This window comes from Blastococcus sp. SYSU D00820, from assembly GCF_054050695.1.
Genome location: NZ_JBJGZW010000024.1, coordinates 54,012 through 69,723, shown reverse-complemented (window position 1 = coordinate 69,723; position 15,712 = coordinate 54,012). Strand labels below are relative to the sequence as shown.

The 15,712-nt window shown below is 75.0% G+C and carries 18 protein-coding genes; 6 read left to right on the top strand and 12 right to left on the bottom strand.

The features are described from left to right. Together ACI79R_RS20060 and ACI79R_RS20055 are read left to right on the top strand one after the other, a co-directional pair. The coding region (locus ACI79R_RS20060; RefSeq protein ID WP_456575430.1) for an Nramp family divalent metal transporter at positions 1-624 on the top strand (624 nt) is incomplete at its 5' end. A gap of 32 nt (positions 625-656) precedes the next feature. Further along, complete coding sequence (locus tag ACI79R_RS20055) at positions 657-2,252, top strand: thiamine pyrophosphate-dependent enzyme (RefSeq protein ID WP_456575429.1); 1,596 nt, start codon at positions 657-659, stop codon at positions 2,250-2,252. A 22-nt stretch (positions 2,253-2,274) separates the two neighbouring features. Here ACI79R_RS20055 and ACI79R_RS20050 read toward each other — a convergent pair whose 3' ends face one another. The 7 genes from ACI79R_RS20050 to ACI79R_RS20020 all read right to left on the bottom strand — a co-directional run bounded on the left by ACI79R_RS20050 (position 2,275) and on the right by ACI79R_RS20020 (position 9,503). Continuing rightward, positions 2,275-4,419, bottom strand: a complete 2,145-nt coding sequence (locus tag ACI79R_RS20050) for a phosphotransferase (protein ID WP_456575428.1) — start codon at positions 4,417-4,419, stop codon at positions 2,275-2,277. Then, entirely contained in the window at positions 4,416-5,162 is a 747-nt protein-coding gene (locus tag ACI79R_RS20045; protein WP_456575427.1) for an SDR family oxidoreductase, read from the bottom strand. The genes ACI79R_RS20050 and ACI79R_RS20045 overlap by 4 nt, the downstream gene beginning before the upstream one ends. Positions 5,163-5,263: 101 nt before the next feature. Continuing rightward, positions 5,264-5,728 carry a DUF3237 domain-containing protein gene (locus ACI79R_RS20040; protein WP_456575426.1) on the bottom strand — a complete coding sequence of 155 codons (465 nt, stop codon included), beginning with the start codon at positions 5,726-5,728 and terminating at the stop codon, positions 5,264-5,266. Continuing rightward, complete coding sequence (locus ACI79R_RS20035; RefSeq protein WP_456575425.1) at positions 5,728-6,186, bottom strand: MaoC family dehydratase; 459 nt, start codon at positions 6,184-6,186, stop codon at positions 5,728-5,730. The genes ACI79R_RS20040 and ACI79R_RS20035 overlap by 1 nt, the downstream gene beginning before the upstream one ends. Beyond that, entirely contained in the window at positions 6,183-7,727 is a 1,545-nt protein-coding gene (locus ACI79R_RS20030) for an acyl-CoA synthetase (protein WP_456575424.1), read from the bottom strand. The genes ACI79R_RS20035 and ACI79R_RS20030 overlap by 4 nt, the downstream gene beginning before the upstream one ends. Then, positions 7,720-8,589: an amidohydrolase family protein gene (locus ACI79R_RS20025; RefSeq protein WP_456575431.1), complete on the bottom strand. Its 870-nt coding sequence runs from the start codon at positions 8,587-8,589 to the stop codon at positions 7,720-7,722. The genes ACI79R_RS20030 and ACI79R_RS20025 overlap by 8 nt, the downstream gene beginning before the upstream one ends. A gap of 5 nt (positions 8,590-8,594) precedes the next feature. Continuing rightward, a complete protein-coding gene (locus ACI79R_RS20020) occupies positions 8,595-9,503 on the bottom strand; it encodes an SDR family NAD(P)-dependent oxidoreductase (RefSeq protein ID WP_456575423.1) in 909 nt (302 codons plus the stop codon). A gap of 117 nt (positions 9,504-9,620) precedes the next feature. Between ACI79R_RS20020 and ACI79R_RS20015 the strand changes: the two genes are divergently transcribed. Further along, a complete protein-coding gene (locus ACI79R_RS20015) occupies positions 9,621-10,058 on the top strand; it encodes a MarR family winged helix-turn-helix transcriptional regulator (RefSeq protein WP_456575422.1) in 438 nt (145 codons plus the stop codon). 116 nt (positions 10,059-10,174) lie between these two features. On the opposite strand, the gene ACI79R_RS20010 is transcribed toward ACI79R_RS20015, so the two are convergent. Continuing rightward, positions 10,175-10,333 (bottom strand): hypothetical protein, encoded by a 159-nt coding sequence (locus ACI79R_RS20010; protein WP_456575421.1) that lies wholly within the window; start codon positions 10,331-10,333, stop codon positions 10,175-10,177. Between the two features lie 88 nt (positions 10,334-10,421). Here ACI79R_RS20010 and ACI79R_RS20005 point away from each other — a divergent pair, with 88 nt between their 5' ends. Then, entirely contained in the window at positions 10,422-10,994 is a 573-nt protein-coding gene (locus ACI79R_RS20005) for a hypothetical protein (protein WP_456575420.1), read from the top strand. A 121-nt stretch (positions 10,995-11,115) separates the two neighbouring features. Continuing rightward, positions 11,116-12,567: an alkaline phosphatase PhoX gene (locus ACI79R_RS20000; RefSeq protein WP_456575419.1), complete on the top strand. Its 1,452-nt coding sequence runs from the start codon at positions 11,116-11,118 to the stop codon at positions 12,565-12,567. A 15-nt stretch (positions 12,568-12,582) separates the two neighbouring features. On the opposite strand, the gene ACI79R_RS19995 is transcribed toward ACI79R_RS20000, so the two are convergent. Further along, entirely contained in the window at positions 12,583-12,744 is a 162-nt protein-coding gene (locus ACI79R_RS19995) for a hypothetical protein (protein ID WP_456575418.1), read from the bottom strand. Positions 12,745-12,829: 85 nt separating this feature from the next. Here ACI79R_RS19995 and mgrA point away from each other — a divergent pair, with 85 nt between their 5' ends. Then, on the top strand, positions 12,830-13,861 hold the full coding sequence (mgrA, locus tag ACI79R_RS19990) for an L-glyceraldehyde 3-phosphate reductase (protein WP_456575417.1): 1,032 nt from the start codon (positions 12,830-12,832) through the stop codon (positions 13,859-13,861). A 7-nt stretch (positions 13,862-13,868) separates the two neighbouring features. Here the strand turns inward: mgrA and ACI79R_RS19985 are convergent, their stop codons facing one another. Genes ACI79R_RS19985 through ACI79R_RS19975 form a run of 3 tightly spaced genes read right to left on the bottom strand, consistent with a single transcriptional unit; the run spans position 13,869 to position 15,690 of the window. Next, complete coding sequence (locus ACI79R_RS19985; protein WP_456575416.1) at positions 13,869-14,264, bottom strand: arsenate reductase ArsC; 396 nt, start codon at positions 14,262-14,264, stop codon at positions 13,869-13,871. Then, positions 14,261-15,358 carry an ACR3 family arsenite efflux transporter gene (gene arsB / locus ACI79R_RS19980; RefSeq protein ID WP_456575415.1) on the bottom strand — a complete coding sequence of 366 codons (1,098 nt, stop codon included), beginning with the start codon at positions 15,356-15,358 and terminating at the stop codon, positions 14,261-14,263. Before arsB ends, ACI79R_RS19985 begins: the two co-directional genes overlap by 4 nt. Then, on the bottom strand, positions 15,355-15,690 hold the full coding sequence (locus ACI79R_RS19975) for a metalloregulator ArsR/SmtB family transcription factor (protein WP_456575414.1): 336 nt from the start codon (positions 15,688-15,690) through the stop codon (positions 15,355-15,357). Before ACI79R_RS19975 ends, arsB begins: the two co-directional genes overlap by 4 nt. Positions 15,691-15,712 lie beyond the last annotated feature (22 nt).

Here is a 15,712-nt window from a genome sequence, read left to right as displayed (position 1 = left end):
AGGCCGCACGCGGACTACGCCAAGTCGGCCCTGCCCGCCGAGCGGCACGGCCGGCGGGCGGCCGGCCGGCCGTGCCGCTCGGTGCTGGCGGCCACCCGCGTCGACGTGGCCGTCGCCCTCGCCGTCGCCGGGACGGTGAACCTGGCCCTGCTCCTGCTGGGCGCCGGTGCCCTGGCCGGCGACGAGCGCAGCGCCACCGTCGAGGGCGTGCACGCCGCCCTCGGCGACACCCTCGGCGGGGGAGTGGCGGTGCTGTTCGCCGTCGGCCTGCTGTTCTCCGGCCTGGCCTCCACGGTCGTCGGCTGCTACTCCGGCGGCGTGGTCATGGGCGGGTTGCTGCGGGTCCGCGTGCCCGTGCTGGTGCGGCGGGCGGTGACGGCGGTGCCGGCGCTGGTGGTCCTCGGCCTGGGCACCAGCCCGACCACGGTGCTGCTCGTCTCCCAGATGGTCCTGTCCTTCGGCATCCCCTTCGCAATCGTGCCCTTGGTGCTGCTGACCTCCCGGCGGTCGGTGATGGGCGCCGACGTCAACCGCCGGGTCACCGTCGTCGCGGCCGCCGTCATCTGCGCCGCCGTCGTGGCGGTCAACCTCGCCCTGCTGGCGATGGCCCTCGGCCCGGCCTGACCCCGCCCGTCCCCGCTCCAGGAGCTGCTGCCATGTCCACCGTCCGCGACGCCGCCTTCGACGTCCTCCGCCGCGCCGGGATGACGACCGTCTTCGCCAACCCGGGCTCGACCGAGGTGCCGCTGCTGGCCGACCTGCCCGACCACCTCGAGTTCGTCCTCGGCCTGCACGAGGGATCGGTCGTCGGCACGGCGACCGGGTGGGCGATCGCCCGGCAGCGGCCGGCGCTCGTGCTGCTGCACACCACCGCGGGGCTGGGCAACGCGGTGGGGGCGCTGGCGACGGCCCGGGTGAACCGGGCGCCGCTGGTGGTGCTCGTCGGCCAGCAGGACCGCCGGCACCTGGCCCAGGAGCCGTTCCTCGCCGGGCGGCTGCGCGGGCTGGCGGGGGAGTACCCCGTGTCGGTCGAGGAGCCGGCCCGGCCGCAGGACGTGCCCGGCGCGATCGCACGGGCGGCGCACGCCGCGACGCTGGAGCGGGGGCCGGCACTGGTCGTCGTGCCGAGCGGCGACTGGTCGGAGCCGGCCGAGGACCTGCCGCTGCCGGCGCCGGCGGTGCTGCAGGTGTCCTCGGCGGTCGACGCCGTCGCGCTGCGGTCGCTGACCGACCTGGTCGCCGGTGCGCGGAACCCGGCGGTCGTCGTGGGAGCCGGCGCCGACGACCCCCGGACGTGGCAGGCGCTGGTGCGGCTGGCCGAGCGGCTGTGCTGCCCGGTCTGGCAGGAGGCGTTCGGGGCGCGCGCCGGGTTCCCGCAGGACCATCCGCAGTTCGCCGGGCACCTGCCGGCCGACCGTCCCCGGCTGCGCCGGGTGCTGGAGCCGCACGACGTCGTCCTCGTCGTGGGCGCGCCGGTGCTCCGGCAGTACCAGTACGCCCCCGGGCCGCTGGCCGGGTGCGGCACCCGCTTCGCCGTCCTCACCGACGACCCGGCCGAGGCGCGCCGCGCGGTCGCCGACCTCGCCGTGCTCGCCCCGCTGCCCACCGCTTGCGCCGCCCTGGCCGCCGCGGTGCCCTCGCGCACCGGACCGGTCGTCCGCGCGCCGGCCCGGCCCCTGCCGGCCGTGCCCGAGGCCGGTGCCCCGCTGCGGGCCGCGCACGTCCTCGCCGCGCTGGCCGAGCGGCTGCCCGAGGACGCGGTCGTGGTGGAGGAGACGCCCTCCAGCCGGCCGGACCTGCACGCCCTGCTCCCGGCGCGGCGGCCCCTGGGCTTCCTCAGCGCGGCGATGGGCGGGCTGGGCTTCGCGCTGCCGGCGGCGATCGGCGTCCGCATGGCCGTGCCGCGGCCGGTGGTGGCCGTCGCCGGCGACGGCTCCTCGCTGTACGCCGTCCAGGCGCTGTGGACGGCGGCGCACTACGGCGTCGGCGTCGTGGTCGTGGTGCTGGCCAACGGGCGGTACGCGGTGATGGACCGGCTCGCCGACGCGCACGGCGGCACGCCGCCGTGGCCGCCGTTCGAGGAGGTCAGCCTCAGCGCGCTGGCCGGCGGGCTCGGCTGCGCCGCCCGGCGGGTCGGCGACCACGCGGCGCTGCTCGCCGAGCTGGACGAGGTCGTGCCGACGCTCGCCGACCGTCGCGAGCCGCTGCTGCTGGAGGTCGCCGTGCAGCCGGACACGGTGTTCCGGCCCTGACCGCCGGCGCGGTGCGGCGCGGTCAGACCGGCCGGTCGTCCGGCGCCCGGAGCACCACGACGTCGTCCTCGTGCAGGCTCGCGGCGACCAGCGTGCCGTTCCGCTCGGCCACCGCGGTGACGAACCCGTAGCCGGCGTCGTCGGCGCGCAGGTCGTGCACCCGCCGCCCGCCGAGGTCGAACGCCATGACCTGCGCCACCGGGGTGGCCGCTGGCCGCACCGCCGCGGGCAGGTTCCACAGCAGCAGCCGCAGGACGCCGGGCAGCGGCAGCAGCCGGTCCAGCAGCGCGCTGCGCGGCGCGGCGACGGCCACCCACAGCAGCCCGTCGCTGCCCAGGCTCATGTTGTCGGGGAAGCCCGGGAGGTCCTCGACCAGCGGCTCGGTGCTGCCGGCGCGCGGGCCGGTGAGCCAGTGCCGGGAGATCCGGTAGTCGGTCGTCTCGGCCAGCAGCAGGTGCGACCCGTCGGGCGCGAGCACCAGTCCGTTGGCGAAGCCGAGCCCGGACAGCACGGTGGTCACGGTGCCGTCGGGGTCCCGGCGCAGCAGCCGGCCGGTGGCCGAGTGCTCGTACATGTCGCCGAGGTGGTGCTCGACGTCCCAGCGGCGGGTCGAGGTGGTGAACCAGACGGTGCCGTCGGGCGCGGCCACCACGTTGCTGGCGAAGGTGATCCGCTCGCCGTCCACGTCCTCGGCGAGGGTCTCGACCGTGCCGTCGGCCGACATCCGCAGCAGCCCGCGGTCGTGGTCGCAGACCAGCACGCTGCCGTCGGGGCAGGGCTGTACCCCCAGCGGCCGGCCGCCGGTCTCGCCGACCACGGTGGCCGCACCAGTGGCGACGTCGATCCGCAGCACCCGGCCGTCCGCCGTGCCGGTGACCAGCCGGCCGGCGTCGTCGAAGACGACGTCCTCGGGGCCGTGCCCGGTCGGGATCCGCCGGAGCACCTCGAACCGCCCGGTCGGCTCCGTCGCGGCGCCGGGCGGGGGCGTCCACCGCCGCGGCCGGATCAGCCGGCGGGTCAGCAGCGGGGTCCCGACCTGCGCCGCGGCCCGCTCCGGGCCCATGCGCCCGGCGGCGGCGACCAGCCGGCGGCAGCGCCGCTCGAGCAGCCGGACGGCGACGCCGAAGAACCGGAACTGCGGGTTGGTCGTCTGCCGCGCGCGGTAGCGCGCGTAGACCTGCTGGGCGATGACGGCGACCCGGAACAGGCCGAACACCTCGTACCAGGCCCACTCGCGGTTCGTGATCCGCGTGCCGGTGCGCCGGCAGTACTGCGCGACGACCTCCTCGCGGGTCAGCATCCCCGGCAGGTGGGTGGGCTGGCGGCGGAACGCCCGCATCAGCAGGTCGTCGTCGGCCTGGATCCAGTAGCCGAGCGCGTTCGCCAGGTCCATGAGCGGATCGCCGACGGTGGCCAGCTCCCAGTCCAGCAGCCCGATCGGCCGGGTGGGGTCGGCCGGGTCGAGCACGACGTTGTCGAACCGGAAGTCGTTGTGCACCAGGGTGTGCGGCCGGTCGGCGGGCTGGTGCTCGGCCAGCCAGGTCATGACCGTCTCGAACGGCGGCACGTCGCGGGTGCGGGCCGCGCGGTAGCGCGCCGACCAGCTGTCCACCTGCCGCCGCACGTAGCCGGGGCCGCGGTCGAGGTCGGCCAGCCCCGCAGCGCGCACGTCCACCGAGTGCAGATCGGCCAGCAGGTCGACGACGTTGCGGCACAGCACCCGCACCTGCGCGGGGGAGAGCCGCACGTCCGGCGGCAGCTCCTTGCGCGGGATCGGCCCGGCCAGCCGCCGCATCACCGAGAAGGGCGTGCCGATGACCCCGGTGTCCTCGCACAGCGCCACCGGCGCCGGCACCTGCGGCAGCACCGGGGCCAGCGCGGCCTGGATGCGGTACTCGCGCGCCACGTCGTGCGCGGGGCCGGCGTGGGTGCCGCGCGGCGGGCGGCGCAGCACGAGGTCGCCGTCGGGATAGCGCAGCAGGTAGGTCAAGTTCGAGACCCCGCCGGAGAACTGCCGCACCTCGGGGACGGCGGAGAGGTCGACCCCCGCGCGCTCCGGATCGGCGGACGCGGCCAGCCAGGCGGCCACCGCGGCGACGTCGAAGGCGTCCTCGGGCCGGACGGGGCGGCCGTCGGCCGCTGGTGCCCCGCCGGCCGTGGTGCTCACGCCAGCCGCCGCACGACCGACAGCGGCAGCACCCGCATCGCCACGCCGATCGGTACCCACGGCCAGGCGGGCACGTAGGCCTGGGGCCGCCGCTTCTCGATCGCCGCCACCATCGCCCGTACGCCGGTCGGGGTGTCGACCATGAAGCGGGTCCGCTGCTGCACGTGCTCGTTCATCTCCGACCGGATGTAGCCGGGGTAGACGACGGACACGTCGACTCCCGGGATGCGCTCGGAGCGCAGCCCCTCGGCGAGCGCGGCGACGCCGGCCTTGGTGGCCGCGTACGTCGTCATCGACTTCCGCATGCCGCGCAGCGCCGACATCGAGGAGATCAGCACCAGGTGGCCGCGGCGCTGCCGGCGGAACACCTCCAGCGCCGCCTCGGTCTGCGCCAGGGCGCCGACGAAGTTGGTCATGGCGGTGGCGCGGTTGGCGTCGGGGCGGCCGGTGCCCAGCGGGGCGCCCTTGCCGATGCCGGCGTTGACGACCACCCGGTCCAGGCCACCGAAGGACTCGGCGAACCGGCCGAACACCGCGGGGACGGCGTCGGCGTCGGTGACGTCGAGCGCGGCGGTCTCCACGCGCCGTCCGGTGGCGGTGCGGATCTCCGCGGCGAGGGCCTCGAGCCGGTCGGTGCGCCGGGCGCACAGGGCGAGGTCGTAGCCGAGGGCGGCGAACTGCCGGGCCATCTCCTCGCCGAGCCCGGAGCTGGCGCCGGTCACGAGGACGACGCCGCGGCTCACCGGGCGGGCCGGAGGGGGAGCAGGGGGGTGCGCGGGTGCATGCCCCGACGCTAGGCACCGACGTCCCTGCCCGCCGGACCGGGGTCCGGCGGGCAGGGCAGTCAGAGCACCGCGAAGACGTCGAGCAGGACGGCGTCGGGATGGCGGGTGCCCACCCCGACGAATACCCGGTCGGTGAGCGACGCCAGCCGCGGGGCGGCGGTCTCGAACCGCGGGATCGAGCGGAAGTAGATCCGCGCCGGGTCCACCGGCTCCCCGCGGCGCAGCCGCTCGATGTCCTCGGCCGATCCAGTGCGGATGCCGCGGTTGTCGACGTAGACGAGCTCGTCGCGGTCGGTGCGCACCAGGTAGCGCGCCTCGAGCTCGGTGAGCGTGTCGGTGCGGATCACCTGGAAGTCCGCGCCGCCGGGCACGACCTCGCCGGTGAGCAGCGGGCCGGTGACCCGGCCCCCGGTGATGGGCACGACCCGCCGCAGGCCGGCGGCGGTGACGCCGACCTCGATCGGGGTGCCGACCTCGATCTCGAGGTGTGCGACGTGCTCGAGTCCGGGGGCCGGGGCGGTCATCAGCCCAGGAAGCGGAAGACCGGCTCGGCGATGCAGACCGGCTTGTCGCCGCCCTCGCGCTCGATGACGGCGGCGACGGTGAGCTGGTAGCCGCCCTTGATCTCCTCGACGTCGCTGAGGGTGGCGGTCAGCCGGACCTTCGAGCCGACCGGCACGGGCGCGGGGAAGCGGACCTTGTTGAGGCCGTAGTTGACCGCGAGCTTGGTGTCGGTCACCTCGAGCACCTGCGCCCACATCGGGATGAGCACCGACAGGGTCAGGTAGCCGTGCGCGATCGGGCCGCCGAAGGGGCTCTCGGCCTTGGCGCGCTCGACGTCGACGTGGATCCACTGGTGGTCACCGGTGGCGTCGGCGAACAGGTTCACCCGCTCCTGGGTGACCTCGAACCAGTCGCTGGTGCCGAGCTCGGTGCCCTTGAGGGAGGGCAGCTCGGCGAGGGTGGTGGTCGTGCTGCTCATGCGTGGGTCTCCTCGGAGGTGTAGGTCTCGCGCAGGTCGGGCTTGCGCACCTTGCCGGTGGCGGTCTTGGGGAGGTCGTCGGCGAAGCGGATCTGCCGGGGCACCTTGAACCCGGCCAGCCGCTCGCGCAGGGCGGCGCGGATCGCCTCGCCGTCGCGGGAGCTGCCGGGCGCGGGGACGATGACGGCCAGGCCGACCTCGCCCCACTTCTCGTCGGGGACGCCGATGACGGCGGCCTCGACGACCTCGGGCAGCTCCAGCAGGGCCGACTCCACCTCGGCCGGGTAGATGTTCTCCCCGCCCGAGATGATCATGTCCTTGTAGCGGTCGCGGATGTAGAGGAAGCCCTCGTCGTCCACGGAGCCGGCGTCGCCGGTGTGGTACCAGCCGTCGACGAGCACCTCGGCGGTGCGGTCGGGGTCGTTCCAGTACCCGGCCATCACGTTCGGGCCCTGCACGACCACCTCGCCGACCTCGTCGACGTCGGCCTGCGTGCCGTCGGGGCGGACGACGCGGACGTCGGTGAAGAACACCGGCTTGCCGGCCGAGCCGACCTTGCGCTCGGCGTCGGCGGAGTCCAGCACCGTGCAGCCGGGCGCGGCCTCGGTCATCCCGTAGGCCTGCTGCATGGTGACCCCGCGGTCGAGCCACGTCCGCAGCGTCGGCAGCGGGAGCGGAGCCCCGGCGGCGCCGATGGTGCGCAGCGACGACAGGTCGCGGGTGGTGAAGCCGGGGTCGCGGCTCATCGCGTCCAGCATCGTGGGGACGGCGAAGAACGAGTTGATCCGCTGCTCCTCAATGACCCGCAGGATCTCCGCCGGGTCGAACCGCCGCACCACGACGGCGCAGCCGCCGCGCAGCAGCGTCGGGTTGACCGTGCCGTTGAGCCCGCCGATGTGGAACAGCGGCGCGAGGGCGAGGGTCCGCTCGGTCGGGCCGAAGTCGAAGCCGAGCGACTGGTTGACCGCGTTCCACGTCATGTTGCCGTGGGTGAGCACGGCGCCCTTGGGCCGGCCCGTGGTGCCCGACGTGTACATGACCAGGCACGGGTCGTCGAGGGTGACCGGCTCGTCGCGCGGCTCGGGGTCGGCCGCGGCGAGCAGGTCCTCGTAGGGCAGGGAGTCGGCGCCGCCGTCCACCGGCGGCTCGGCCGCCACCCACGTGCGCACCCCGGGCACCCGGCCGCGCAGCGCGTCGGCCAGGCGCCCGTGGTCGCGGCCGTGCACGACCACCGCGGAGCCGGAGTGCCCGAGCACGTACTCGGCCTCCGGCGCGGTGAGCCGGGCGTTGACCGGCACCCAGATCGCGCCCAGCTGGCCGCAGGCGTAGAGGGTCTCCAGGGCCGACGGGTGGTTGCCGCCGGTCCAGGCGACCCGGTCGCCGGCACCGATGCCCAGGCCCGCCAGGGCGCCGGCGACGCGGCGCACCCGGTCGGCGAAGCCGGCGTGCGACGTCGTCGTCCCCTCGAACCAGATCGCGTCGCGCTCCGGGGAGATCCGCAGCCGGCGCTCGGGCCAGGAGCCCAGTCCGGCGTTACGCACGGCGCAGTCCCAGGGCCTGGATCGCGTTCTCCTTCATGATCAGCGGCTTGACCTCGTCGCGGATCTCGAGCTGCTCGAAGTCGCTGATCCAGCGCTCCGGGCGCAGCAGCGGGTAGTCCGAGCCGAAGAGCACCTTCTTCTTCAGCTGGCTGTTCGCCGCCCGCACCAGCTGCGGCGGGAAGTACTTCGGCGACCAGCCGGACAGGTCGATGTAGACGTTGGCCTTGTGCTGGGCCACCGCGATCGCCGAGTCCTGCCACGGCACCGAGGGGTGGGCCATGATGATCGTCAGGCCGGGGAAGTCGGCGGCGACGTCGTCGAGCAGCATCGGGTCGGAGTAGCGCAGCTTGATGCCGCGCCCGCCGGGCAGGCCCGAGCCGATGCCGGTCTGGCCGGTGTGGAACAGCGCCGGCACGCCGAGGCTCTGCAGCTCCTCGTACAGCGGGTAGTGCTTGCGGTCGTTGGGCTCGAACTCCTGGATCGACGGGTGGAACTTGAACCCGCGGACCCCGTGCTCCTCGACCAGCCGGCGGGCCAGGCGGACACCCGCCTTGCCGCGGGCGGGGTCGACCGACCCGAACGGGATGAGCACGTCGGGGTGCTCGGCGGCGGCCTGGGCGATCTCCTCGCTGGACAGCGTCGGGTGCCCGCTGGCCAGCTCGGTGTCGACGGTGAAGATCACCGCGGCCATGTTCTTGGCCCGGTAGTCCGCGGCGATCTCGGGCACCGTCGGGTGGTACGGCTCGCCCTTGAAGTACTTCGAGGCCGCGGCCAGCAGCTCGTCGTCCAGCGACAGGTGCCCGTGCAGGTCCTGCTCGACGTGCACGTGCACGTCGATGGCGACCAGCGCGTCGAGGTCCAGACCCGTCACTTGGGGGGCTCCGGCAGCTGCTGGCCCACCGTCTGCAGCGAGCCGGCGAACTTCTCCTCCCACACGCCGGCGATCGCGTCGGCCGACCAGCCGGTGCCGTCGGCGAACTCGACGACGACCTCGCTCGGGTGGCTCCACAGCGCCAGGCGGTCACCGCCGATGCCGATGGCCTGGCCGGAGATGCCGGCGGACGCGTCGGAGGCGAGGAAGCCGACCAGGCCGGCGGCGTCCTGCGGCGAGCCGAAGCCCAGCTCCTGGCGGGCGAAGGCCGGCAGCGGCTCGCCGGCCTGCAGCGCGTCGACGTAGGGCTTGAGGGAGGGCACGGTCTCGGTCATCGCGGTGGCCGCGACCGGGACGATCGCGTTGACGGTGATGCCGGCGCGGGCCAGCTCCATGGCCCAGGTGCGGACCATGCCGACGATGCCGGCCTTGGCCGCGGCGTAGTTGGTCTGGCCGAAGTTGCCGACCTGGCCGGTGGGGGAGCCGACGCAGATGATGCGGCCGCCGTCGCCCTGCTCGCGCATGCGGATCGCCGCGGCGCGGGTGCAGGTGAAGGTGCCGCGCAGGTGGGTGCTGATGACCGCGTCGAACTGCTCGTCGGTCATCTTCCACAGCGTGGTGTCGCGCAGGATCCCGGCGTTGTTGACCAGGACGTCGAGACGGCCGAACTCGGCGACGGCGCGGTCGACGAGCGCCTGGGCGGCCTCGGAGGTGCCGACGGCGACGACCTCGGCGACCGCGGTGCCGCCGGCCTCGGTGATGCTCGCGACGGCGGCCTCGGCGACGGCCGGGTCGACGTCGTTGACGACGACGGCCGCGCCGCCGCGGGCCAGCTCCTGGGCGTACGCGAGGCCGAGGCCCCGCCCGCTGCCGGTGACGATGGCGACCTTGCCGGACAGATCCACGCAGCTCTCCTCGGGGGACTCGATCAGGGGGCCGGCCGCACCCGGACGAGGGGCTGCCGCGCCGATGCCCGGGACGCTAGGCTCGAATCGTGGAGGTTGTCAATGATTGAGGTCCGCATGGATTCGACCCCGCTCACCGACGACCTCGGCTACCTGCTGTCCCGCGCCAGCGGGCTGATGGTCCGGGGTGCGAACGCCGCGCTGGCGGCCGAGGGGCTGCGCGTGCGGCAGTACTCGGTGCTGGCGCTGGCCGCCGACACCCCGGAGGGCACGTCCCAGCGGGAGCTCGCCTCCGTGCTGGGCCTGGACCCCAGCCAGGTGGTGCTGCTGGTCGACGACCTCGCCGCCGCCGGCCTGGTGGAGCGCCGTCCGTCCCCGACCGACCGGCGCACCCGGCTCGTGGTGGCCACCGACGCCGGGCGGGTGGCGCGCGCCCGTGCGGCCGAGCGCGCCGACGAGGACAACCGCCGGCGGCTGCGCGCGCTCAGCGCCGAGGAGCGGGAGACGCTGCGCGCCCTGCTCGCCCGCGTGGTGGCGACCGGCGACGAGGGCTGACCTCGTCCTGGCGGCGCACTCCGGCGGTTGTGCCGCAGGAACTGTGCGCCCAGTGACCGTTCGACGGCGAAACCGGTCCCCAGGCGCACAGTGCTCGTGGCGGGGACCGGGACCGGCTAGACCCGGTGGTCGTTCCGGAGCCAGCCGTAGGCGGCGGTGCCCAGGAACAGCACGACGGCGACCACGGTCAGCCAGAACAGGCCCTTGATGACGGCGCCGACGATCGCCACCACCAGCCAGACGACCAGCAGGAGTCCGATCAGGCGCAGCAGCACGGGGTCTCCCTCGGGAGGCGGGGCGGGACGGCTCCAGCCTAGGCCCGCCGCGGTCGCGCCCGGCGCGGCCGGCCGGTAGACCGGGCGGATGGGCATCCCGCTGACCGGGCTCGACATCCCGGTGCTCGTCCCGGCCGCCGCGACCGAGCGGCTCGAGGCGGTCGGAGGCGGCTACGGGCCGCCGGGTGAGGGCGACCCCACGTGCTGGGAGGACGTCACCGTCGCCCCGGTCGCGCCCGACGGGGTGCTCCCCGGGTGGTCGGTGCGCACCCTGGCCCGCCGTGGCTGCCGGCCCCTCCCGGACGGCGCCGGGTGGACGCTGGACCCCGACCGCGCGGGCGCGGCGGGCACCGCCGTCCTCGACCTGCTCCTGCAGCAGATCCCCGCGGGCCTGCCGCGCGAGGAGGTGCGCCGGCGCATCCATGCCGCCGGCGACACCGGCGACGAGGTCGCCGGGAGGCTCGGCGATCCCGGTGTGTGGGAGCAGGGCGTGCTGACCGTCGACGGCGCCCCGTTCGTCCGCTGGCTGCACCGGCGCGCCGAGGGCCTCGCCGCCGTGGCCGACCTGGGGCACTCGCTGCTGATCGTGCAGGGGGAGCGCTGGCCGGGCGACGACTTCCGGCTGCTCGCCCCGGCGCAGGCGCGCGCCGTCCTCGGGTAGCCGGGCCCGGCGCGCGTCGAGAGGTGGTCACCGGCTGCTCGCCCGGACGTCGGCCGCCGGTCACCTCCGGCACGGAGGGTGCTCGGCGGAACCACCCGCCGAACCCTGGAGAGCACCACCGATGACCACCACCGAGCCGACCCCGGCCCAGGTCTCCCGCCGCTCGTTCCTCTCCCGCTCCGCGCTGGCCGGCCTCGGCGTCGCCCTCGTCGGGAGCGTCGACACGATCTTCGGCGCCGACGTCGCCGCCGCCGCGCCGGGCGGGCAGCCGGGCCGCCCGATCGGCTACGGCGCCCTCGTCCGCGACCCGCGCGGCATCCTGTCGCTGCCGCCGGGCTTCAGCTACACCGTCGTCGCGCACGCCGGCGAGACGGTGCTGGAGTCCGGGCAGCCCACGCCGTCCGACCCCGACGGCGCCGCCGCCTTCGCCCGCCCGGGCGGTCAGGGCAGCGTGCTGGTCTACAACCACGAGGTCGGCGGCTCGGGCGCGGGCAAGGAGCCGTTCGCCGTCCCGGCGCTGGACGGGCTCGTGTACGACGCGGGCGCCGGCGGTGGCACCACGACCGTGGAGGTCGACCAGCAGGGCAACCGGCTCACCGAGTACGTGAGCCTGGCCGGCACGCTCAACAACTGCGCCGGTGGCCGCACCCCGTGGAACACCTGGCTCTCCTGCGAGGAGACCGAGGCCCGCCGCGGCGCCGCCGGCTGGTACGGCCCGCTGACCCAGGACCACGGCTACGTCTTCGAGGTCGACCCCTACGACCGGCAGGCCAACCGCTCGCCCCAGCCGATCAAGGCGCTGGGCCGGTACGCCCACGAGGCGGTCGTCGTCGACCCCGACACCTCCCGGCTGTACCTGACCGAGGACGCGAGCAACCCCAACGGCCTGCTCTACCGGTGGACGCCGCCGGCCTCCGCGGTGCCGCTGGGCGCGGGCTCGCTGAAGCGGCTCGGCCCCACCGACGGCGTCCTCGAGGCGCTCGCCGCCAACGACCGGGGCACGCACGTGCCCGACCTCTCCATCGCCGAGGCGATCGGCACGACGTACTCGGCGCAGTGGGTCGTCGTCCCCGACCGCGACGCGCGCACCACCTCGACCCGCAAGCAGTTCACCGACGCCCAGGTGACCCGCAGCCGGAAGCTCGAGGGCATGTGGTGGGGCGACGGCGGCGCCTACTTCGTCAGCTCGTTCGCCCGGTCGGGCGCCGGTGGGGACGGCAGTGCCCGGTCCCACGACGGCCAGGTGTGGTTCTACGACCCGCTGGCCGAGACCGTCACGCTGAAGCTGCGGTTCGCCTACACGCCCGACGACCAGGACGGCGACCCGGACGGGCCCGACAACATCACCGTCTCGCCCTACGGCGGGCTGATCATCGCCGAGGACGGCGACGGCGCCCAGCACCTGCTGGGCTCCAACAGCGCGGGGCAGACCTTCGTCTTCGCGCGCAACGACGTCAGCGACTCGGAGCTGGCCGGGCCGACGTTCTCGCCGGACCGCAAGACGCTGTTCGTCGGCATCCAGGCGGACGGCTACGTGCTGGCGATCCAGGGGCCGTTCAGCCGGCAGCACTGACCGCGGCGGCTGGGCTCAGCGGCGCGAGTTCCGCTGGGCCCAGCCGAACGCCGCGGTGAGCAGGAACAGACCGGCCCCGACGACCACCAGCCAGAACAGCCCCTGCAGCAGCGCGCCGATGACGGCGACGGCCAGCCACACCACGAGCAGGACCACGATCAGCGCGACGAGGGGCACGGGGACCTCCCGGGACGGGGGGTCGAACGTAGCGCCGTCCCGGTGCCGGCGGGCCTTTCCGCGGCCCGCCGGGGACGATGGGCGCATGGGCTACCAGGCATCCGACGACCGCTACGACTCCATGACCTACCGCCGGACCGGCCGCAGCGGCCTGGACCTCCCGGCGATCAGCCTGGGCCTCTGGCACAACTTCGGGGACGACGTCCCGCTGGACCGGCAGCGGGCCGTGCTCCGCCGTGCCTTCGACCTGGGCATCACGCACTTCGACCTGGCCAACAACTACGGCCCGCCCTACGGCAGTGCCGAGACCAACTTCGGCCGGCACCTGCGCGACGACTTCCGCCCGTACCGCGACGAGCTGGTGATCTCCACCAAGGCCGGCTGGGACATGTGGCCGGGCCCGTACGGCCAGGGCGGCGGGTCGCGCAAGTACGTGCTGGCCAGCCTCGACCAGTCGCTGGCCCGCATGGGGCTGGACTACGTCGACGTCTTCTACTCCCACCGGCCGGACCCGACCACGCCGCTCGAGGAGACGATGGGCGCGCTCGACACCGCCGTCCGCTCCGGCCGGGCGCTGTACGCCGGCATCTCGTCGTACTCGCCGGCCGACACCCGCCGCGCCGCGGCGATCCTCGCCGACCTGGGCACGCCGCTGCTGATCCACCAGCCCTCGTACTCGATGCTCAACCGCTGGATCGAGACCGAGGGGCTGCTGGACACCCTCGCCGACGTCGGCGCCGGCTGCATCGCGTTCTCGCCGCTGGCCCAGGGCATGCTCACCGGCAAGTACCTCGACGGCGTGCCCGAGGGCTCGCGCGCCAGCCAGGGCAAGTCGCTCTCGCCCGACCTGCTCACCGACGAGGCGCTGACGCACGTGCGGGCGCTGGGGGAGATGGCCCGGCAGCGCGGTCAGGAGCTCGCGCAGATGGCGCTGGCCTGGGCGCTGCGCGACCCGCGGGTGACCAGCGTGCTCATCGGGGCCAGCAGCGTGGCGCAGCTGGAGCAGAACGTCGCGGCCCTGGACCAGCTGGAGTTCACCGACGAGGAGCTCACCGCGATCGACCGGCACGCCGTCGACGCCGGCATCGACCTGTGGCAGGGCGCCCGCACCGCCTGAGCGGCGGTCAGCCGACCAGTTCGGCCAGCAGCTCGCGGACCCGGCGGTCGATCTCGTCGCGGATCGGCCGGACGGCGTCGACGTCGCGGCCCGCCGGGTCCGCGAGCTGCCAGTCGAGGTAGCGGGTGCCGGGGAAGACGGGGCAGGCGTCGCCGCAGCCCATCGTGACGACCACGTCCGCGGCCTCGACGGCGCCGGTGGTCAGCGGCTTCGGGAACTCCCGCGACAGGTCCAGCCCCAGCTCGGCCATCGCCTCGACCACGGCGGGGTTGACCGCGTCGGCCGGCGCCGACCCCGCGGACAGCACCCGCACCCGGCCGGCGGCGTGCGCGTCCAGGAGGGCGGCGGCCATCTGGGAGCGGCCGGCGTTGTGCACGCAGACGAACAGGACGGTGGGGGTCATCGCGAGGCCTCCGGGACCAGACGGCGCCGCGCACGCAGCGCGACGTAGACGAGGGCGACCAGTACCGGCACCTCGATGAGCGGCCCGACGACGCCGGCCAGCGCCTGGCCGGAGCTCACGCCGAAGGTGCCGATGCAGACGGCGATGGCCAGCTCGAAGTTGTTGCCGGCCGCGGTGAAGGCCAGCGTGGCGGTGCGCGCGTAGCCCAGCCGCAGCCGCAGCCCGAGCAGGAACGACCCGCCGAACATCAGCACGAAGTAGGCCAGCAGGGGCAGCGCGATGCGGGCGACGTCGCCGGGGCGGGAGGTGACCGCCTCACCCTGCAGCGCGAACAGCAGCACGATCGTGACCAGCAGGCCGTACAGCGCGAGCGGCGCGATGCGGGGGAGCAGCCGCTCCTCGTACCAGTCCCGGCCGCGGGCCCGCTCGCCGAGCGTGCGGGTGAGGAACCCGGCCAGCAGCGGGATGCCGAGGAACACCAGGACGCTGACGACGATCGCGCCGACGCTGAACTCCGCCGAGGTGGTCGGCAGCCCCAGCCAGCCGGGCAGCACCTGCAGGTAGAACCAGCCGAGCGCGGCGAACGCGACGATCTGGAAGACCGAGTTCAGCGCCACCAGCACCGCCGCGGCCTCGCGGTCGCCGCAGGACAGGTCGTTCCAGACCAGCACCATCGCGATGCACCGGGCCAGCCCGACGACCACCAGCCCGGTGCGGTACTCCGGCAGGTCGGGGAGCAGCAGCCAGGCCAGGGCGAACATCAGCGCCGGGCCGAGCACCCAGTTGAGCACCAGGCTCGCGCCCAGCAGCCGCCGGTCGGCGGTCACCCGGCCCAGCTCGGTGTACCGCACCTTGGCCAGCACCGGGTACATCATCACCAGCAGGCCGAGGGCGATCGGCAGGCTGACCGAGCCCACCTCGACGGCGGCGAGCGCGTCGTCCAGGCCGGGCACCCAGCGGCCCAGGCCCAGACCGAGCGCCATGGCGAGCAGGATCCACACCGGGAGGAACCGGTCGAGGGTCGACAGCCGCTGCAGGACGGGGGCGTCGGCCGGGACGTCGGTCCGGGCGGTCTCCCGGACGGCGTCGCTCACGCGGGCACCGCGGTGTCGAAGAGGGTGCCGACGGCGGCCAGCGCGGCCGGCCGCACGGCGTAGTACACCCACACGCCCCGCTTCTCGCGGTCGAGCAGCCCGGCCGAGTGCAGCACCTTGAGGTGGTGGCTGATCGTGGCCTGGGTGAGGGGGAAGGCGGCGTTGAGGTCGCACACGCAGGCCTCGCCGCCGGCGCTCGCGGCGATCAGGCTGACCAGGCGCAGCCGCACCGGGTCGGCCAGGGCCTTGAGCAGCGGCACGAGCCGCTCCGCCTCGGCCTGGCTCATGGCGGTGCCGGTCAGCGGTGTGCAGCAGGGCGGCTCGTCGGCCACGGGTCCTCCTCGGTCCATCGAC